Origin of the sequence: Frigoriflavimonas asaccharolytica, assembly GCF_013294015.1 — a bacterium.
Classification (GTDB): domain Bacteria; phylum Bacteroidota; class Bacteroidia; order Flavobacteriales; family Weeksellaceae; genus Frigoriflavimonas; species Frigoriflavimonas asaccharolytica.
Window position 1 is genome coordinate 192,192 of the sequence record NZ_JABSNO010000003.1, and the last position, 18,478, is coordinate 210,669.

An 18,478-nucleotide genomic window follows, 5' to 3' on the forward strand; every position below is an offset into this window, starting at 1 on the left:
TATGGCAAATTACAACTTAAATAATCCCTACGATTTGGATACTATGCGTTTAAACTTTGACGATTTTTCTGCTGAAGAATGGGATGATTATATTGTATTAGCCAAAGAAAAGAAAATAGAATATAAAAGTGTTGGTGTCTTGATGGATGCTCGTAAAAAAGCAGGGCTTTCAAAATATTTTAACGACAGATTGATAAAATGGGCGTTAAACATTGTCGATCAATTAGATTCTATGTCCGATGATGATGAAAAAAATGAAAAAGCCATTGAACTTTTTGAGAGCGATACTTTCAATATGCCAGTTTCTCACGCCACTTTTCGTGTAGCATGGCATGATAACAAATGGAACGGAAGTATTTGCAATAATCCAGAAAACAATACTTTTTGTAATGGTTTTCATTCTTTACTTTCTGAACGTATAAGAAAAAGGAAGGATGAACACATGGCAGAAGAAATTGCTAATAAAGGGAGAAAATTGAGCGAAATAGATTATTTGCCGCCTTGTTTTTGGTCAATTAATTTATTTGGAAGCGAAGCTGTAAAAGTGAAACATGATAATCCTGCTGCATCGAATCTCGCATTGATAGAAGAAGAGTTGCCAAAAAATTCGATGTTGAGTTGGCCATTTTCTGTTTCATTTACCAGAACTAAAAAAGAACAAACAGAAAGTGGTGCATATCCAAAAAATTTGGAAGAAGTTAGAATCCCAAGATTCAATGCAAAACTACATGAAGGCAAGAGTATTGCATTTATGTATGCTAAATTTAGCAACCCAATTACAGAAGAAGAGCAGCAATATTTGGTGGTTGGTGCAGGAATTATAGACAGTAAGGAAAAAGCATCAGAGATTAAACATTTTGGTCCAGAAGAAGTAATAGAAGAGATAAAAAAAAGACCGCAAAGTAATTTTAAATACAGAAATTTCCCAAGTATGAATTGGGCAATGCGTTTCTCTTTTGATGATTATACTTCCATTAGAATGCCATACCATGAATACTTGGAAGAAGCAGATAAATTAGACGACGAAGCAAAAGATACTTTTCTTGATAACATAAAAGTTGCGATAACAGAACCAGAATTAGAATGGTGTTTTAAGTATGTTGCAATGGATATTGGTGATGATGAAGCCATCTATATATTGACAAAGATGCGAAAAGCATTATTGACTTGTAAAGATGATGGCGTTGTTGCGCGAGCAGAAATGCTGGAAAAAATAGAAAAAATTGATAATTTATTAGAATTTGCATGGTCTTCCAGATCATATTTTCCGGGATTTGCCAGTTTGTCAAGAGTACTGCTGAATAAAGAACAAGAACCAATATTTGAGTTAGATGGATTTTACAATGATTTTAAAGAAGATACTGAAGAACCAGATATTGAGTTAGAAAAAATAATTCTTGATGTTAATAGCAATGTAAACTTTAAAAGATATTCTAAATCAATTAATGAATTAAAAGATAGATTAGAACAACGACATATTAGTATTAAGCAATTCCTTACGTTGTCTATGCTTAACCTGAAACCGTTTCAATTCTCAAGGGTGCTTTCTGGAAAATTAAAATTACCTGATAAATGGATTAGAAATTTTGATGACGATGTAAAAAGTTCAACAAAGTTGATTGATATTATTGCAAATCCTTATTTACTTTACGAAGATTATGAATATTGGCAAGATTCTCACGATGATGTATATGGTGAGGAATTAGATGCGCCAATTGATCTATTTAAGATTGATATTGCATTTTTTCCGCATACACAATTTAAACAAAGAATTGAATTGCAGAGAACAATGAGTTTTAGCGATAAGCGAAGAATTAGAGCTGTTGTTTTAAGACATTTGAATACGCTTGAAAATTCTGGAGATTGCTTTACAGATGCTAAAAACTTGCAAAATGCAATTAAATCTTATCCATTGTATTATGAATTAGGGAATGATTATCAATTTCCTGAAGATCTATTTCATCCAGTAAATTCAGACTTATCTAATCATTTTCACGATGATTCTAAAAAAATAGTTTTGGTTGAAGCAAATGAGACCACCTATTTTTACTTGTCAAAAGTTTATAATGCTGAGAAAAACATAGAAGAGAAACTTAAGACCTTGCTTAGAGCAAATGATAATAAGGAACAATTTCCAAAGGTTGATGATTATATTAAAAATTCAGTTGATAAGCTGAAGGAAATAATAGGAAATAGTTTTGAGGAAGAGTTATTCAAATCTGAGAGACAAAAATTATTTAAAAATGTATTTAAAAAGAGATTCTTTATCATTTCCGGTAGCGCAGGAAGTGGTAAATCTTATGAGATTTTAAAAATTATAAGCCATTTAGAAGAAAATGAAAATCAAAAATATTTGTTGCTTGCACCAACTGGAAAAGCAGCATTAAGATTAAACAATGATGCCGATCATAAAAACATCACTGCTTCTACTATTGACAAGTTTATAAGCGATGTCAAGAATAAAAAAATTAAAGTTTCAGAATTAAAAGACTACAAAAATGTAATTATCGATGAAACTTCAATGGTAGATTTATTAAAATTTGAAAAACTATTAAATATATTTAATTTTAAAGAACCGTCTTTCAAACGACTGATTTTAATAGGCGATCCTAATCAATTACCAGCAATTGGTTATGGTAGATTATTAGCAGATTGTATTAGTTATTTAAGGACTCAAAATAAATACCATGATAATTACATTGAATTAGAGTCAAATTGCAGGTCTGAATTAAAAGAAAATGAAGTTCTAAAATTAGCATCGGCTTTTAAACAAGGTGGTGAATTTGATCCTAATTTACTTGCAAAGTTCAAAAATAAAGAAGCCAATATTTCAGAAGGATTCCATGCAAATTATTGGACAACTAAAGAAGAACTCTACAATCAAATTGAAAAAGAATTTAATAGACTTACAAGTGAAGAAAATTTAGAAGGTACAAATGCCGAAAAACTAAATTCAATACTTGGGTTAGATGAAAAAGGCGAGTTAGATATAAATAATTTTAATATTGAAAATTTTCAAATCCTTAGTCCATACAATGGACAATTTTCAGGAACCAGTAAAATCAATGATTACATACAGAGAATATTTAAAAAAGATATTAAATTAGAATTCAGTAAAGGACAATACAAAAAAGCAGATAAATTAATCAGAACCCAAAATTATTACGATAAAAAAGAATTGGTGCTTTCAAATGGTACAATGGGTTTTATTAATAATAAAAAAAATGAATCATTTTATTATGAAAATAGTGATGGAGTGGCAAATATCTCATTCTACAATATTCGAGCAAATGAAAAAGAAGCATTTGAATTAGCTTATGCAATATCAATTCACAAATCTCAAGGTAGTGGTTTTAATCATTTGTTTTTAGTATTGCCTGCACGTTTTGGTCTGTTATCGAAAGAATTGGTTTATACCGCATTGACAAGAACAAAGAAGACAATTACCTTATTTCTTCAAACCAATGATGAAAAGATTAATACCGTTCTGGAAATCGCACAAAGTAGATCAAAATCTGGCTCGAGATGGACAAGTTTAATGTTAGATAAACCATTTAGATTTTATAATTTAGAACCTGAACCCAATGTTTATGTAGAATCGAGAGTTGAACTATTAATCTATCATTTACTTTTGAAAAAAAGAGATGAATTAGGTATTGATAATTTTAATTTTTCTTACGAATGTAAACCTATAATTAATGGTAAAGAAGTAAATATAAAAACAGATTTTACTATTTACGCAGGAAATAAACAATGGTATTGGGAGCATTTAGGTTTGCTCGGTCAAAGTAAATACGAATGGACTTGGCAAAATTTAAAAAAGAAAACATATCAAGCTGCAGGAATCTGGGATCAGATTTTAACAACAGATGAAACAAATGGCATTAATCCAAGCAAAATTGAGGAATTAATTGACTTGATTGTTTCAGATAATGTAACAACAGAAGATAAACACAATCAATATTCTAATCATCATTATTACCTAAGATAAAATGGCATATCTACAAGAATCACACATAGAACTCGCAGATATTAATTTCTTTACAGAGAAGTTAGGATACACGCATATAAACGCTTGGGAAAAAAAACTCATCGGCAGAGTCACGCTTAAAGATGTGGTTTTAGTAGATAGATTGAAAACTGCTTTGCAAAATTTAAACAAACATTTACCCCAAGATTGCATCGATCACGCTATTTATGAATTAACCAAAAGTAGAGCGACTCTTACGCCAATTATGGCAAATAAAGAAATCTACGAACTCGTAAAAAACGGTATTCAAGTTCAGTATAAAAATGATTTGGGCAGGGAAGAAAACGATTATGTAAAAGTTTTCGATTTTGATAATAAAAAAAACAATGATTTTCTTGTGGTTTCACAACTAAGTATAGAATATCAAGAAACCCAAAACATCACCAGAAGACCGGATTTATTACTCTATATCAACGGTTTGCCATTGGCAATGATTGAATTAAAAAATGCCACCGAAAAAGTAAAAGTTGGTTTTGATAAAAATTTGAAAGATTATAAAAGAGATATTCCACAACTGTTTTGGTATAATTTATTTGTTTGTATTTCCAACGGAATCCAAACCAGAGTTGGTAGTTTTAATGCACCTTGGGATCATTTTTTCTCTTGGCTTAAATTGACTGATACCGCAATCACTCATGAGCAACCAAGCAAAGATGAAATAGAATTAGAGAGCCAAAGGACAGGCGAACATTTAAGTTTAAAAATCTTTGGTGAAGGACTTTGCAAAAAAGATAACATCATCGATTATTTTGAAAATTTTGTATTGTTTCACAAAAGCAAAGTGAAAATTATTGCAAAAAACCACCAATACTTAGGCGTTAATAATGCAATTTTGGCTTTGCAAAACAAAGAAAATAACCTGGGGAAGTTAGGAATATTTTGGCACACACAAGGTTCAGGAAAATCGTATTCTATGATTTTCTTTTCCAAAAAAATACAGAGAAAGGTAGTTGGTAATTGGTCGTTTTTAGTGATAACGGATAGAAAAGATTTGGATAGTCAGATTTACAGAAATTTTCTGGAAACAGAAGCGATTGTAGAAACTAAAGATCAAAAAGAAAATTATTTCAGACCGAAAGATAAAGTAAAGCTTCGAGAATATTTGCAATCTAACCGAGCGTATATTTTCACTTTGATTTTTAAATTCGGTATAGAAAAAGGAAAAAATTATCCACAATTAACCGATAGAAAAGATTGGATCGTGATTGTAGATGAAGCGCACAGAACGCAGTACAAAGGGTTAGCAGAGAATATGCGTATTGCTTTGCCAAATGCTCAATACATTGCTTTCACAGGAACACCTTTGTTGAAAAGTGAATTGACAAAGGATTGGTTTGGCACTTATATTTCGGAATACAATTTTGCACAAAGTATTGAAGATGGCGCAACAGTACCGATTTTCTATAAAAAAAGTGTACCAAGAGTTGAGCAAATAAACCCAGATTTGGTAGGAGAAGCCGCTGAAATTTTGGAAGATGAAAATCTTTCTGAAGAGCAAAGAACCAAATTAGATAAAGAATTTTCTACGTTAATGAACGTAGTAAGAAGAGATGATCGATTAGAAGAAATTGCGGAGCATATAGTAAAGCATTTTCCATATCGTTTGGATGTTGTGGATGATGAAGGAAATCGCCGACCTATGAAAGCAATGGTGATAAGCATTGACAAGTTCACGGCAGTTAGGATGTTTGATAAAGTTCAATTTCATCTGAAAAAAGAAATAAAAGAACTTCGGAAAAAAATTGCCACCGAAACCAATTCTGAAATAAAAGCAAGATATGAGAACGCAATAAAGTTCATCAATGAAACTAAAATGGCGGTTGTAATAAGCCAAGAAGGAAGTGATAAAGAGGAAAGAGAAAAATTTGAGAAAGAAGGTTTAAATATTATTCCTCATCGTGCTTTAATGGATCATCCAGATGAAGATGGTCGAAATATTGAAGATTATTTTAAGGATCCTAACAACCCTTATCGTATCGTTTTTGTAACAGCAATGTGGATGACAGGTTTTGATGCACCTTCAGTTTCCACCCTTTACTTAGATAAACCATTGCAAAATCATACTTTAATGCAAACCATTGCAAGAGCAAATCGTGTAATTGAAGGAAAGAAAAACGGTTTGGTTATCGATTATTTTGGAGTTTTTAGAAATTTGAAAAAAGCTTTAGCAGCTTATGCAGAGGGAACAAAAGGTAAAAATAATGATGATGACGGAGAAGACGAATTCCCTGTAAAAGAGTTTACAGAATTATTATCTTTATTGGAACAAGCAATTGTAGAAGCCAAAGTATTTTGTAAAGAATTAGGCGCAGATGTAGATGAGATTTTATCCATAGGTGAAAGAGGATTTAAAGAAATTGAATTGTTTCAAGAATTTGCCAATTTGATTTTGGCTAAAGATGAACATAAGAAACAGTTAGGTTTATTTGTAAACACCATCGTTTCACTTTATGATTCTGCTAAACCCGAAGTCTATGATTTTCCAAAAGTAAAAAAGGATAGAGATGTTTTGCAATATTTACGGGATGTAGTTGATAGAAATGTAAATCAAGATGAAGCCATCGAACGAGCTAAGAAAAAAATAGAAAATTTATTGGATACAAGCATTATCGGAAAAGGAGATCTGCAGGAGCCAAAAGCGGAATATTTTATAGATACTTCCAAGCAAATTGATTTGAGTAAATTGAATTTTGAATCGCTGAGAAATGAATTTCCAGAAAGAAAACACAAAAATATTCAGTTTGCAGATTTAAGAGAGTTGCTTGAAATAAAATTAAGTCAAATGATGGCTCAAAACAAAACGAGAGGATCATTTTTAGCCAATTTTCAGAAAATAATAGATGATTATAATTCTGGCAGTCTATCTATAGAAGAAGCTTACGAAGATTTACTAAAGCAAGCCGAAGCGCTGAGTAAAGAGCAATATCGAGCTGCTAAAAATGAAATGACCGAAGAAGAGCAGGAACTTTTTGATTTATTAAAAAAAGAAAAGCTAACGAAAGAAGAAGAAAAATCTGTTCGTTTAGCAGCGAAATCTCTGTTGAAAAAATTATATGATGCTAATAACAAAATACTGATTCAAGAATGGCATAAGGAAAAAGCAACGCAAGAAAAAGTAAGATGGGAAATTCAAAACTTGTTAAGTAAGTCTTTACCAGAAGCTTCTTATGACAGATTGGTGTTTTCCCAGAAAGTAGATGTAACGTTTCAGCATTTTTATGAATTAGCACAAATGGGGAGAGGGTTTGCTTATTAATGCTTTTTCCGATTGAAATAAAGGATCATCAAAATTTACAAATATATTTATGGTTTACCACTACACAAGTATTAAAACTCTTGGATTAATATTGAAGAATCGTAAGATAAGATTCACAAGATTTGATCTTTTAGATGATCAAACAGAAACCGAAGGTTTACCAGAACTATTACAAAAAAGGTACTTTCTATCTTGTTGGGTTCATGAAGAAAGAGAAAATATACCTCAATGGGCAATGTATGCGAGTGAAGGAGTACGGATAGAGTTTCCAGCGAAGTGGTATAAAAAGCACCCGATTCCAATTGCGGGAACAGATAAAGTTATGTACAGTTTTCCTGTTCCGGACGATCAGTTTCTTAAAAATATGTTTTTAATTCTGCCATTTAAAGAATATTTTAACGTGGAGAAAGGTTATACTTTTGTTCCACCACTTGATGAGCAAGATGGTCTTTTAACAAAAGTTATTTATTCTGAAGATTATGTAAAATTAAAGGAAAGTTATTGGAATAATTCTGAAGATGGTAATGAAATTAAAATGATTCACCAAGCAGCGCCAATTAAATTTAAAGATTCATACTGGAGTTTTCAGAATGAAATTAGATATTACATTCAAGCAGTAGTGAAATATGAAGATGTTTTTAAATTACCACAATTTTTAGATGTTGAAATTTCGGACGAAGCTTTGAAAAATATTAAAGTAAAATTATATCCCAATTGTTCAGAAGAAAATAAAATATTGGTGGAAAGTTTATTGAAAAATTTCTTACCTGATATTGGTCTTTCTTCGTCAATTGAAAGAAGCAGATTAGATGGAAAATATAGACCAAAAAACACATAAGTAAAAGATGAAGGACGATATAGACATGCTTATTGAAGATTGTATTAGAAATACAAAAACACAATATGGAAGTACAAATTCTCTTATTACAAAAGGATTGATTGATTCCGGCGTAGTTTATAAAATTGTAAATAGCACACTGGAAATATTTGAAATTAATTTGAATTCAAAACTTTTCAATGAGCGGTTATTGATATATTCCGAACAAATTTTAAAGAAGAAACTTCCAAATGATATTGATGATGCACATTTATTTGTAGATGAATTTTTTGAAAAGATTCAATTTTATAATGGAAATTATATATGGACAAGCGCAAGACAAGTTGCTACCTGTTTACTTTCGTATATATTTCATTTACTTGATTCTCAGGGGCAAGATTTAAAAAAGTATTATAGTTCATTAGGCAAAGAAAAAAAAAGATCTACTTTCCATATTCATTTTGAACAAGCTTTTTTAGAATTTATTTCAAAAGCAGATTCGCTCGCAGATCTTAAAAAATATATTTTGAGCATTGCAGATGATCCGAACAGGCATCATGAAGCAGAATCTTTTGTTAGAAATTTACCCAAAGATAATGCTGAACTTTCAAAAAGTTTATTTTATGATGTTTTAAAAGAAGACTCTAAAATAAAACATTTTTTTTTACCAAAATTATTATATGGCTTTATAGATGTAGAATTCGATTTTGCTTTTACTGAATCAATAAAGTTAATTTCAGAAGAACCGTCGATTGCCTTATTTATATTTGGGCGTTTAAAATATAAATCTGAAAAAGAAATTATTGAAATTGATAAAGCTATAGGAACAATAACAGTTGCAGATAATATGATTGGAGAGTATAGTTACTATCTCTGTAATTTAATAAGTAATTTTCATATTCCCAACAGTATAAAAACAAAATACTTCGAAATTTTAGAAAATTTAATAGAAACTTCTGAAGAAAATAATTTAAGTGCAGTTTTCCACAATATAAATTACAGCTTAAAAAACTGCGATGAAGAGAAATATAAGCTGCTCCACCTTTATTTAACTAAAACAAAAAATCTACAAGTAATAAAAGATTTTTTTTACCAAATTGAAGATCCCAAATACCTATTTCATTTATTGAAGTTAATGCATTCAACTGGTGGATGGAGAGCGTCCTTAAACCTATTTGAAAATGCAATAGGGAATTTTTGGAATATAAATCAGAACCTAACACAACAATGTATATTCGATTTATTTACTAATCGGAGGTATAGTTTACTGGGCGCTCAAGTAATAATGACGGGTTATTTGGAACCTATTCCAATTGATTTAACGAAGGCTACAGAAAATCAACAACTTAATGCAATTGATGGGTTTTGTAAACATCCAATCTTTTTTGAAAGGCTTTTACCTTTACTTTTACCGTTGAGAAAATCAAGATCAAAACAAATAAAAAATCATCTTGTTGCTCAATTATCTATTTTAATAAAAGAAGCTTATGGTAAAGTTCTTTTTGAATTAATTACTTCTCAAGTTTCAAACACAAAAACAGACAAGCAATTTATTACTAGAATTGAAGCAGCTCTCGATGAATATTTAGATGATAAAAAAGAAAGAGAAGAAATCAATGAATTTAATCCCTATTTTAATGAAAAGGAACTGATGAATCTATATTATGGGTTGCAAAATGAAAGTCAATCAAAAGCCAGAAAAGATGCTAATACAGGTTCTATTTTTAATGAATTAGCTACTACGAAAATAATTGTGAGGGGAAATTCTTGGAAGTTTGGGGATAATGAAATTAGTCCATTAGGGAAAGTTAGTATCAGCGCTATGATAGATAAAAGAGCTTACAAAGATCCTGAAGCTTTTGAAAATTTACTAAATAATTTTGAGCATGGAGATTAGAAATTTGATCGTTAAAGAATATTTGGAATCTTTGACAGAGAAAGATGAACTCAATAAAATTTTTCCGATTCTGCTGGAAGCACAAGGATTTGAAATTCTAACTAAACCTACTGAAAATCTGGGTCTAAAGGAATATGGAAAAGACATTGTGGCTATCGGAATTGATGCAGAAGACGGAATTAAAAAAAGGTTTTATTTTGAATTAAAAGGTGGTGCTGATAGAGACATTACTGAAAATAAATTTTATGGAAAAGATGGGATACAAGACTCTCTTGCACAAGCAAGTTATAATCCTTTCCTGTCAGCATATCCCCAGTTTGAAAAACTTCCATTAAAAGTTGTTATAGTCCATAATGGAACTATTGAAGGAAAGATTCAAAGTACATTAGAAGGAATGTTTATTAATCTTCAAAAATCACTAGAAAATACCTCATTTGAGAGGTGGGACATTTCTATACTTACAAAACTATTTACTGAAAAACTTTTTAACGCTTATTTACTTGTTGATACTTATAATGTAAGACTATTTAATAAAACTTTAATCAACCTCGATGCTGATGAAAATGTTTCCAAAGAATTTCATGAAATATTAGAAAATCTGCTATCTAAATTTCAATTTAAAGGGGCGAAATTAAGACCAAATAGGCACAACCAAATGTTGTTTGAAACTTTGAAATTAATCTCATTTATAATATTCACAGAGTCAAATGGATATAATAATTTAAACATTGCAAAAAAGTATATTTTGTGTTTGTTAATCAAGATGTGGCATTGGATTCTTAAGAATAATTTAGAGAAGGATAAGTCTGTTATTAAATATTTTGATCAAGTATATCAATTTTATTTTGATGAAGTAATGCAATCCTACTTCGAAAAAACCTTACCGATTGCTTTGAAGAAAGATGGAATATATTATGAAAACGCTGGAATGTATGAAGAGATGGGGTATAATTTTAGAGCATTCGAATTTTTAGAGTTTTATACTATTTTCATCAATTATTGGCTGATAAATAATACTTCTAGAAATGACAGAGAAAATGCAAGATTAATGTTAGTTGATATTATAAATAATAATAAGGTTTGTATGAAACCCTTGATCGATTATCATTCAAATGTTATAATTTCCATCATTAATTTATTTTTAGAATTAGGCGACATTGATAGTGCCAAATCATATATGAAAGCCGTTATTCATAAAATAAAAACGAGGAAAATAAACAATAATTTCTTACCTGATGCGAATAATAGTATGGAAAATGTCATCAAATTTAGAATGACAGGGACAAAACCAGTCTTCTATTCAGATTCAACATCACCATTACTTTCAATGCTTTTTATATATGTCGCAATTTTAGATTTAAAAGCGGAATATTATCAATTGAGAGAATTTGTTTCAGAATACAAAATTGATTTAGGTTATTTTGTACCTCATTTTGGGATTAATTCAACTTCCCATCATTTGATAGAAGATCTGGAAAATGATTTTGAAGAGCAGTTATTTTCTAAATCTCATTTTAATGAAGGTTACCAGCGCGATCTTGAACTGCAGCAAATTGATTATAATAATTTAAACGAAAGGAAAAAATTGAGTTTTTCTGCCTTTAAAGAAAAGATTTTATTAACTAAAGATGAATTTGAGTATGTTTATAGAACAACTAATTCTGGATATCCATTGATGAAGGATTTCGCTCATATTTATTTTCACACACCTTATTTTCCTGATACTTGGAAAAATTATATTGAGCGTAATATGTAGAGAAAAAATGAAAATAAAATGAAACCACTCACAAAATCCCGCTTCAAATTAGGCTTACAATGTCCAAATAAACTTTACTTTACTGGTAAAGCGGAATATGCCAATAAAAAAATTGAAGATTCATTTTTAGAAGCTTTGGCACAAGGTGGTTTTCAAGTGGAAGCTCTCGCAAGACTTCAATATCCCAAAGGTATTTTTGTAGATGCTGAAAACTATGAATATGACAAAGCTGTTTCAATTACCAAAACAGCAATGGAAGAAAATAGTACATGCTTGTATGAAGCTGCTTTTGCGACAGAAAATTTATTTGTAAGATCTGATATTGTAGAGAAAAATGGATCCAAGGTAAAACTCATTGAAGTGAAATCTAAATCTTTTGATCCCAATGAACCGAACTCTTTTATAGGTGTAAGAGGTGTAATGGTTGCTGCATGGAAACCATATCTTTTTGATTTGGCATTTCAAAAATATGTAGCGCAAAAAGCATTCCCAGAACTTGAATTTACTGCGTACTTGATGTTGGCTGATAAAACAAAAAAGGCAACTGTTGATGGTCTTAATCAAAAGTTTAGAATCCGAAAAGATACAGATCCAAGAAAAGAAATTGATTTGAAAATTGAAAACGCAGATGAAATTGGGGAATCTGTTCTTTGTGAAGTGAATGTTGATGACATTATCAATGCAATATTAAATGGTTCTTATCCCTATTTTGATGGTTTATCTTTTCCAGAAACAGTGGATTTATTACAAAACTATTGGATTGAAGATACTTATGCCAATTATCCCTGTAACCATAGCGCTTGCAAAGCATGTGAATTTAAAACTACTGCTTTGGAAGAAGAAAGTGGTTTTCTTTCAGGGTTTAAACATTGTTTTACAAAGCAATTTGGGTGGACTGAAAATGAATTTGAAAAACCTAGTGTTTTAGAAATTTGGGATTGTAGAGATGGGAAATTATTAGATAGTGGGAAAATTTTAATGGAAGATTTAACTGCCGAAGATTTAAAATTAAAACCCGAAGCAGGAAAAATATCACGGACAGAAAGGCAAATGCTACAAGTAGAAAAAGCAGTTGCAAAGGATTTTAAACCTTATGTTTTAGTTGATGATTTAAAAGCCGAAATGAACTCGTGGAAATTTCCACTTCATTTTATAGATTTTGAAACTAGTACCGTTGCAATTCCTTTTACCAAAGGAAGAAAACCTTATGAGCAAGTCGCATTTCAGTTTTCTCACCACATACTTTACGAAAATGGTAAAGTTGAACATAAAACGGAGTTTATAAATGATATTCCTGGTGAATTTCCTAATTTCAAATTTGCAAAGGCATTAAAGGAAGCACTGCAAAATGATGAAGGAACAATTTTCAGATTTGCTGATCATGAAAACACGATTGTGAATGCGATTATAAAACAGATGAATGATAGTCCTAATTTTGAAGATGAAGAACTTATCCTGTTTTTAAAATCGATAAGTCATTCGTCAAAAAATTCTACTGAAACTTGGATAGGAGGAAGAGATATGGTAGATCTCCGTAAAATTATCTTACATTACTACTATAATCCACTTACAAACGGATCAAATTCGTTGAAATATGTTTTGCCGGCAATTCTAAATACGAGTGAATTTCTTAAAGAAAAATACAGCAAACCTCTATCTGAAATCCAGATTACGAGTAAAAATTTCAATAATGATCATATTTGGTTACATTTTGAGAATGATAAAGTTATTAATCCTTACCAACTTTTACCAAAGCTTTTTGCTGAATGGGATTTAGAAAAAATTGAAGAAACAATTTCAGATATAGACACCATTGCTGATGGTGGTGCTGCATTAACTGCTTATTCTAAACTGCAATTTACAGATATGTCTCATGACGAAAGAAGCGAACTCAGAAAATCACTTTTAAAATATTGTGAACTTGATACACTTGCAATGGTAATGCTTTATGAGCATTTGAGATATGATTTTTAGAATTTATTTGAGATATTTTTTTTAAAATATTATTCCGTGAGCCGATTAAAAATATTAATTGGCTCATAGTTTTATAATTCATGAGCCGAAAAAAAACACATCTGAAAATTAGAAAATTTCATTTGTAAAGAATGAAAATAGTTTGCTTTTGAAAAGAATAAAAGCATTTCTCTAAACCAAAACATCCTCTATAATTTTATCAAGTATAGTTTGTGGCAAAGTATTTAGATAAGACATCGTAGATTGAATATCCTTATGCCCAAGTGCTTCTTGAATAATATCTATGGAAACATTGTTGAATTTTAATGCGGTTGCAAAAGAGTGTCTTGCGCAGTAATAAGTGTTTTTTTTGTGATATTTAATTTATTCATTATAATCTTCAAATTAGGATTTACAAAATCTCTTAAATAAGTAGCAGATTTTTATATGTTGAACTCTTATTAATGTTTTCTCTTAAAATACCCTTAGATTTTGTATATTTGTAATACATTAATGTTAATTATCAACTATTTATCTTATTAATTACTACTATAATGGTATTTATTTCTTTAGCAAAAGCACAGAAACAATTGGTTCAAAATATTCGTGAACGGCGATTATTGATGGAGCTTACACAAGAAGGATTGTCAGAAAGATCGGGAGTTCCATTATCTACATTGAGGAAATTTGAGCAGAAAGGTCTAATTTCTTTAGATTCTTTTTTAAAAATACTTTCTGTAGTAGGAGGTTTAGAGGAAATGATGAACGTTTTGAAACCAATAAAGCCCAATTTTAAATCAATTGATGATGTACTAAAAGTAGAAAATGAAATCACAAGAAAAAGAGGTAGCAAAAGATGATTACAGAAATAAAAGTTGGATTAAATTTTGGTTCAGAGATACAATCTGTGGGACGTTTGGCGGAGAGAAATGGCATCATCTATTTTGAATACGATGAAGAGTTTGTTCAGAATGGCGTTGAAATTTCTCCGTTTAGACTTCCATTAAGAAATGGTATTGTGGAACTACCATCCGATCCCTTTGATGGATTAGCAGGAGTTTTTAGCGATAGTTTACCCGATGGTTGGGGAAGGTTATTGTTTGATAGAATGATGCGTTCAAAAGGAATTTCACCTTCAGAAATTTCCTCACTTGATCGTTTGGCTTATGTTGGATTAAATGGAATGGGAGCGTTGGTTTATGAGCCAGATAGTAGTCCGCCAATAATTCAAGAATTAATTGATTTAGATCATTTAGCTACACAAACGGAAAAAATTTTGGAGGGTGCTTCAGGAGAAATAATTTCAAAACTTTTAGCATTGAATGGATCTTCTGCAGGAGCAAGACCAAAAGCTTTAATTGGCGTAGATAAAGAAAGGAAAAATATTTCTTATGGCGTAAATCAACTTAGTGATGGTTTTGAACATTCGCTTGTAAAATTTCCTAATTCGCAAGATGGTACAGATTCCGGAGCAATAGAATATGTTTATGCTTTGATGGCGAAAGAAGCAGGGTTAAATTTTCCCGATATGCACTTATTTTCATCGAAAAAAGGGAATGGCTTTTTTGGTGTAAAACTTTTTGATAGAGATGGAGACAAAAGATTACACATGCACACAGTTAGTGGTTTAATACATAGTAATTTTAGATTACCGTCCATTGATTATGAGGACTTACTTTCATTAACAATGTCATTAACAAAAGACTTTCGGGAAGTAGAAAAAATGTATCGTTTAGCAGTTTTTAATGTGATGGCACATAATAGAGATGACCATGCCAAGAATTTTAGTTTTTTGATGAATGAATTCGGCGAGTGGAAATTATCACCTGCTTATGATTTAACATTTTCTAATGGTCCAGGAGGAGAGCAAAGTACAATGGTGATGGGAGAGGGAAGAAACATCACAGTTAAGCATCTCGTAAAATTAGGTTTAGAAGCCAAAATTTCAAAAGAATTGATTGAACAAATTATTGAACAAACGAGGATTTCTTTAAGTAAATGGAAATATTTGGCTGGTGAATATGGAATTACTAAATCGAATATTGAACTCATAAACAATGTCATAACTAAATTGTAGTTTTTAAAGATTGCAAAATTTTGTCAAAAGCATTTATTGAAAATCTATAAGTCACTACATTGTTTTGCATTTTAATTTCTTTTGTTGGTGTACTATTCAATCTTCGCGAAGTATATTTTATTTTTTATGGGAGGAAATTTAGTTATTTTAGCAATGAAATTAATTATGATGCTTTTCATACATATATACAAGTTATGTGTCTTTTTAACTACAACCTCGCTAAATGAAAAATATAGTTTACAATAACCAAATAAATAACTCTTCTATTCTTGGAACAATTCCCAAATTTTCTAAACAAGAAGAAGATCATTTGCTTGCAACATTTTTCGAACAATTGTTATTGTTTGATTATGTAGTTATTAGCACTGACAGAAATAATTTTACTTTATATTTTTTGATTAAAAAAATAGGGATTGATATAGTTGAAAGACTTTTTAGAGCTGGCTATATTAAATTATCAATAAAATCTGCAATAATAGTTTCTGGAACAGGTAGACAATTAGAAAATGGAACCATTGATGAAAGTGTTATATATGAACAACCACCAATTGTTGGAGGAACTTTATCAGATGCGGATTTGGATCTCGAAAAGAATATATATCAAGGGCTTTTACCATTCAGATTGGACAAAAAAAGAATTCGTCAATTAACTAAAGTAATATCACCGCATTATTTAAGGACTGATAACATGGATTTAGGAGTTGACACGACACAATTGGTGATAAATTCATATAAATCAAATCTACTAGAATATCTAAATCTTCCTTACGAGAAAGAACCTGAACAATTAAATTTAGAGGAAAGAAAAAAATTGCAATCTTTAGCTCATTCAATTCTCGAAATGGGAATAATCTCCAAAAATTCATTTAAAAGCTATGAAAATTATGGGAGTTTTGAGATAGCTCAAAATATATACAGTAATATTGGAAAGGCATTTAAAATCAGTGAGAATACAGCAGAAATACTAAGTATAGAGAATACTCCTGATTTACAACAGATATTTTTACAAAATAATTTTGACATCTCTGATATTTTTAAATTAAGACATCTTAAAACTGCAAAATTCTTTCGAAAATGGATAAATGAAGTTGGAGAAAATGAAAATTCCGCAGAAGTAACAGAAGCATATCTTGCAGAGATTAAAGAAGCAAAATCATTTTTTAATACTGCAAAAGGAAAAATTATTAAGAACACAGTTCTTTTTGGAGCATCAACAGGATTAGGAACTTTAATTGCTGGTCCACTTGGAACAGTTGTAGGTGCGTCTGCTACTCCACTTGTAAATTTAGGTATCGATTACGGATTAAGTTTATTAGAAGAATTTACAACTGAAGGAATATTTGCTGGAAAGAATCCTAAAATATTTATAGACAATTTAAAGGAGGAAGTTAAAAAAACCGACACATAATAACACGGTATTTCTATTAGCATGCCTGAAGTTCCTAACATCAAGATTTTCGCTAATTGTTTAATTTGTTATATTTACAAAGACTTATTATATAAAGTCCCCGCCAACAGAAATACCCAATCTTTTCAGCAATTATGGAAATACCAACACAAATAAGAATTAGATTATTATTTACATTTGGAAAAGAAATTTTCTACAAATTTTATTGGTTTGAAATGAAAGATGATGATTTTTATTGGGGTTCTGCATACCAAGCAAATTATTCTGAAAAAACATCAACATCTTTTAACAAAGCAGAAAAATTATCTATTCAAGTTCCAGAAGATTTTAATAAATTAGTAAAGAACTCTGGAAAATACTCATATCATGAAGATGGTCAAGTTCATTTCAAAATAAACTTAAAAGATGGAAGTTCTAACTATAAGAACCTAACAAATTGGCCATTAAAAGATGAAATATCTAAACCTACTAGATTTTTTACTGTTTTAAGTAGAACACTTAAACATTATAATAAAGAAATTGAAAATTTAACTAAAACTAATAGTAATGCGCTGGTAATAAATTTCCCAGAAGATGTAAAGGATAAAAGAGTTTATTTTGAGTTTTTCCTTTCTCCCCTAGGAAACTTTCCGATTCCAGAAACTTTACTAAAAATTAATGGAGACTTAAATGATATTATACAACATACTATAAGTCCAAATTTAATATTACTAATAAGACACGGGATTTTTGAAAATTTAAACGATAGTCATCCAGATAAAGAATTAAGTATTATAACTTATGAAGTTTAATCATAACAACAGATAATCCAATACTTCCAATAAAGGGGCGCTAATATCTATTATCAAGATTTTTTTTAATTATTCAATTTGGTATGTTTCCAAAGACTTGTATTAAAAAAAAACTCCAACAAAAATACCCACACCTTTTTTATTTTTCTAAAATTTTATGTAATTACTTCTTGTTAAATTATTAACAGCTTAATTTGTCATAAAATCGAACTTAAAAACATCTTTTTTATAACACTAAAGTTGTAAATAACTTCATAATAGAAAGAATTTTTTGTCCGCAGCCTTTTTAGTTTTCGCTAATAATTCTTTTGCTACACTATCTTTCAAGATGAAGTTTTACATAAATTTTATTTAAAATCATATTATATATAATACCCTTGAAAAACTGGACCACTATTTAAGTTGAAATTATTAACTTTAAATAGTCGGAAAAAACATGAGAAAAACGAGAAGAAAATTTGATGGTAGTTTCAAAGCCAAGGTAGTAATCGAG

11 protein-coding genes are annotated in these 18,478 nt (G+C 30.1%); 10 read left to right on the forward strand and 1 reads right to left on the reverse strand.

The window, feature by feature from the left end:
* The first annotated feature begins 1 nt into the window (after window position 1).
* The 6 genes from HNQ03_RS03260 to HNQ03_RS03285 are packed head-to-tail and all read left to right on the forward strand — an operon-like array spanning window position 2 to window position 13,730.
* Window positions 2-3,991 (forward strand): ATP-dependent DNA helicase, encoded by a 3,990-nt coding sequence (locus HNQ03_RS03260; protein WP_173778220.1) that lies wholly within the window; start codon window positions 2-4, stop codon window positions 3,989-3,991.
* A 1-nt stretch (window position 3,992) separates the two neighbouring features.
* Window positions 3,993-7,286 (forward strand): type I restriction endonuclease subunit R, encoded by a 3,294-nt coding sequence (locus HNQ03_RS03265; RefSeq protein WP_173778221.1) that lies wholly within the window; start codon window positions 3,993-3,995, stop codon window positions 7,284-7,286.
* 49 nt (window positions 7,287-7,335) lie between these two features.
* Window positions 7,336-8,124: a hypothetical protein gene (locus tag HNQ03_RS03270; RefSeq protein WP_173778222.1), complete on the forward strand. Its 789-nt coding sequence runs from the start codon at window positions 7,336-7,338 to the stop codon at window positions 8,122-8,124.
* Window positions 8,125-8,131: 7 nt separating this feature from the next.
* Window positions 8,132-10,000, forward strand: coding sequence for a hypothetical protein (locus HNQ03_RS03275; protein ID WP_173778223.1), 1,869 nt, complete (start codon window positions 8,132-8,134; stop codon window positions 9,998-10,000).
* Window positions 9,990-11,756: a hypothetical protein gene (locus HNQ03_RS03280; RefSeq protein WP_173778224.1), complete on the forward strand. Its 1,767-nt coding sequence runs from the start codon at window positions 9,990-9,992 to the stop codon at window positions 11,754-11,756. Before HNQ03_RS03275 ends, HNQ03_RS03280 begins: the two co-directional genes overlap by 11 nt.
* A gap of 18 nt (window positions 11,757-11,774) precedes the next feature.
* Window positions 11,775-13,730 (forward strand): DUF2779 domain-containing protein, encoded by a 1,956-nt coding sequence (locus tag HNQ03_RS03285; RefSeq protein WP_173778225.1) that lies wholly within the window; start codon window positions 11,775-11,777, stop codon window positions 13,728-13,730.
* A 171-nt stretch (window positions 13,731-13,901) separates the two neighbouring features.
* Here the strand turns inward: HNQ03_RS03285 and HNQ03_RS16250 are convergent, their stop codons facing one another.
* Complete coding sequence (locus HNQ03_RS16250; protein WP_173778237.1) at window positions 13,902-14,093, reverse strand: tyrosine-type recombinase/integrase; 192 nt, start codon at window positions 14,091-14,093, stop codon at window positions 13,902-13,904.
* Between the two features lie 170 nt (window positions 14,094-14,263).
* Here HNQ03_RS16250 and HNQ03_RS03295 point away from each other — a divergent pair, with 170 nt between their 5' ends.
* The 4 genes from HNQ03_RS03295 to HNQ03_RS03310 all read left to right on the forward strand — a co-directional run bounded on the left by HNQ03_RS03295 (window position 14,264) and on the right by HNQ03_RS03310 (window position 17,985).
* A complete protein-coding gene (locus tag HNQ03_RS03295; protein ID WP_173778226.1) occupies window positions 14,264-14,569 on the forward strand; it encodes a helix-turn-helix domain-containing protein in 306 nt (101 codons plus the stop codon).
* Window positions 14,566-15,786 carry a type II toxin-antitoxin system HipA family toxin gene (locus tag HNQ03_RS03300; RefSeq protein WP_173778227.1) on the forward strand — a complete coding sequence of 407 codons (1,221 nt, stop codon included), beginning with the start codon at window positions 14,566-14,568 and terminating at the stop codon, window positions 15,784-15,786. The genes HNQ03_RS03295 and HNQ03_RS03300 overlap by 4 nt, the downstream gene beginning before the upstream one ends.
* A 223-nt stretch (window positions 15,787-16,009) precedes the next feature.
* Window positions 16,010-17,194 (forward strand): hypothetical protein, encoded by a 1,185-nt coding sequence (locus HNQ03_RS03305; RefSeq protein ID WP_173778228.1) that lies wholly within the window; start codon window positions 16,010-16,012, stop codon window positions 17,192-17,194.
* 134 nt (window positions 17,195-17,328) lie between these two features.
* Window positions 17,329-17,985 carry a hypothetical protein gene (locus HNQ03_RS03310; protein WP_173778229.1) on the forward strand — a complete coding sequence of 219 codons (657 nt, stop codon included), beginning with the start codon at window positions 17,329-17,331 and terminating at the stop codon, window positions 17,983-17,985.
* Window positions 17,986-18,478: the final 493 nt, after the last annotated feature.

Bases quoted from the DNA above. Each gene is read 5' to 3' on its own strand.
- HNQ03_RS03260 (WP_173778220.1), top strand. From the start codon at position 2: ATGGCAAATTACAACTTAAATAATCCCTACGATTTGGATACTATGCGT.
- HNQ03_RS03265 (WP_173778221.1), top strand. From the start codon at position 3,993: ATGGCATATCTACAAGAATCACACATAGAACTCGCAGATATTAATTTC.
- HNQ03_RS03270 (WP_173778222.1), top strand. From the start codon at position 7,336: ATGGTTTACCACTACACAAGTATTAAAACTCTTGGATTAATATTGAAG.
- HNQ03_RS03275 (WP_173778223.1), top strand. From the start codon at position 8,132: ATGAAGGACGATATAGACATGCTTATTGAAGATTGTATTAGAAATACA.
- HNQ03_RS03280 (WP_173778224.1), top strand. From the start codon at position 9,990: ATGGAGATTAGAAATTTGATCGTTAAAGAATATTTGGAATCTTTGACA.
- HNQ03_RS03285 (WP_173778225.1), top strand. From the start codon at position 11,775: ATGAAACCACTCACAAAATCCCGCTTCAAATTAGGCTTACAATGTCCA.
- HNQ03_RS03295 (WP_173778226.1), top strand. From the start codon at position 14,264: ATGGTATTTATTTCTTTAGCAAAAGCACAGAAACAATTGGTTCAAAAT.
- HNQ03_RS03300 (WP_173778227.1), top strand. From the start codon at position 14,566: ATGATTACAGAAATAAAAGTTGGATTAAATTTTGGTTCAGAGATACAA.
- HNQ03_RS03305 (WP_173778228.1), top strand. From the start codon at position 16,010: ATGAAAAATATAGTTTACAATAACCAAATAAATAACTCTTCTATTCTT.
- HNQ03_RS03310 (WP_173778229.1), top strand. From the start codon at position 17,329: ATGGAAATACCAACACAAATAAGAATTAGATTATTATTTACATTTGGA.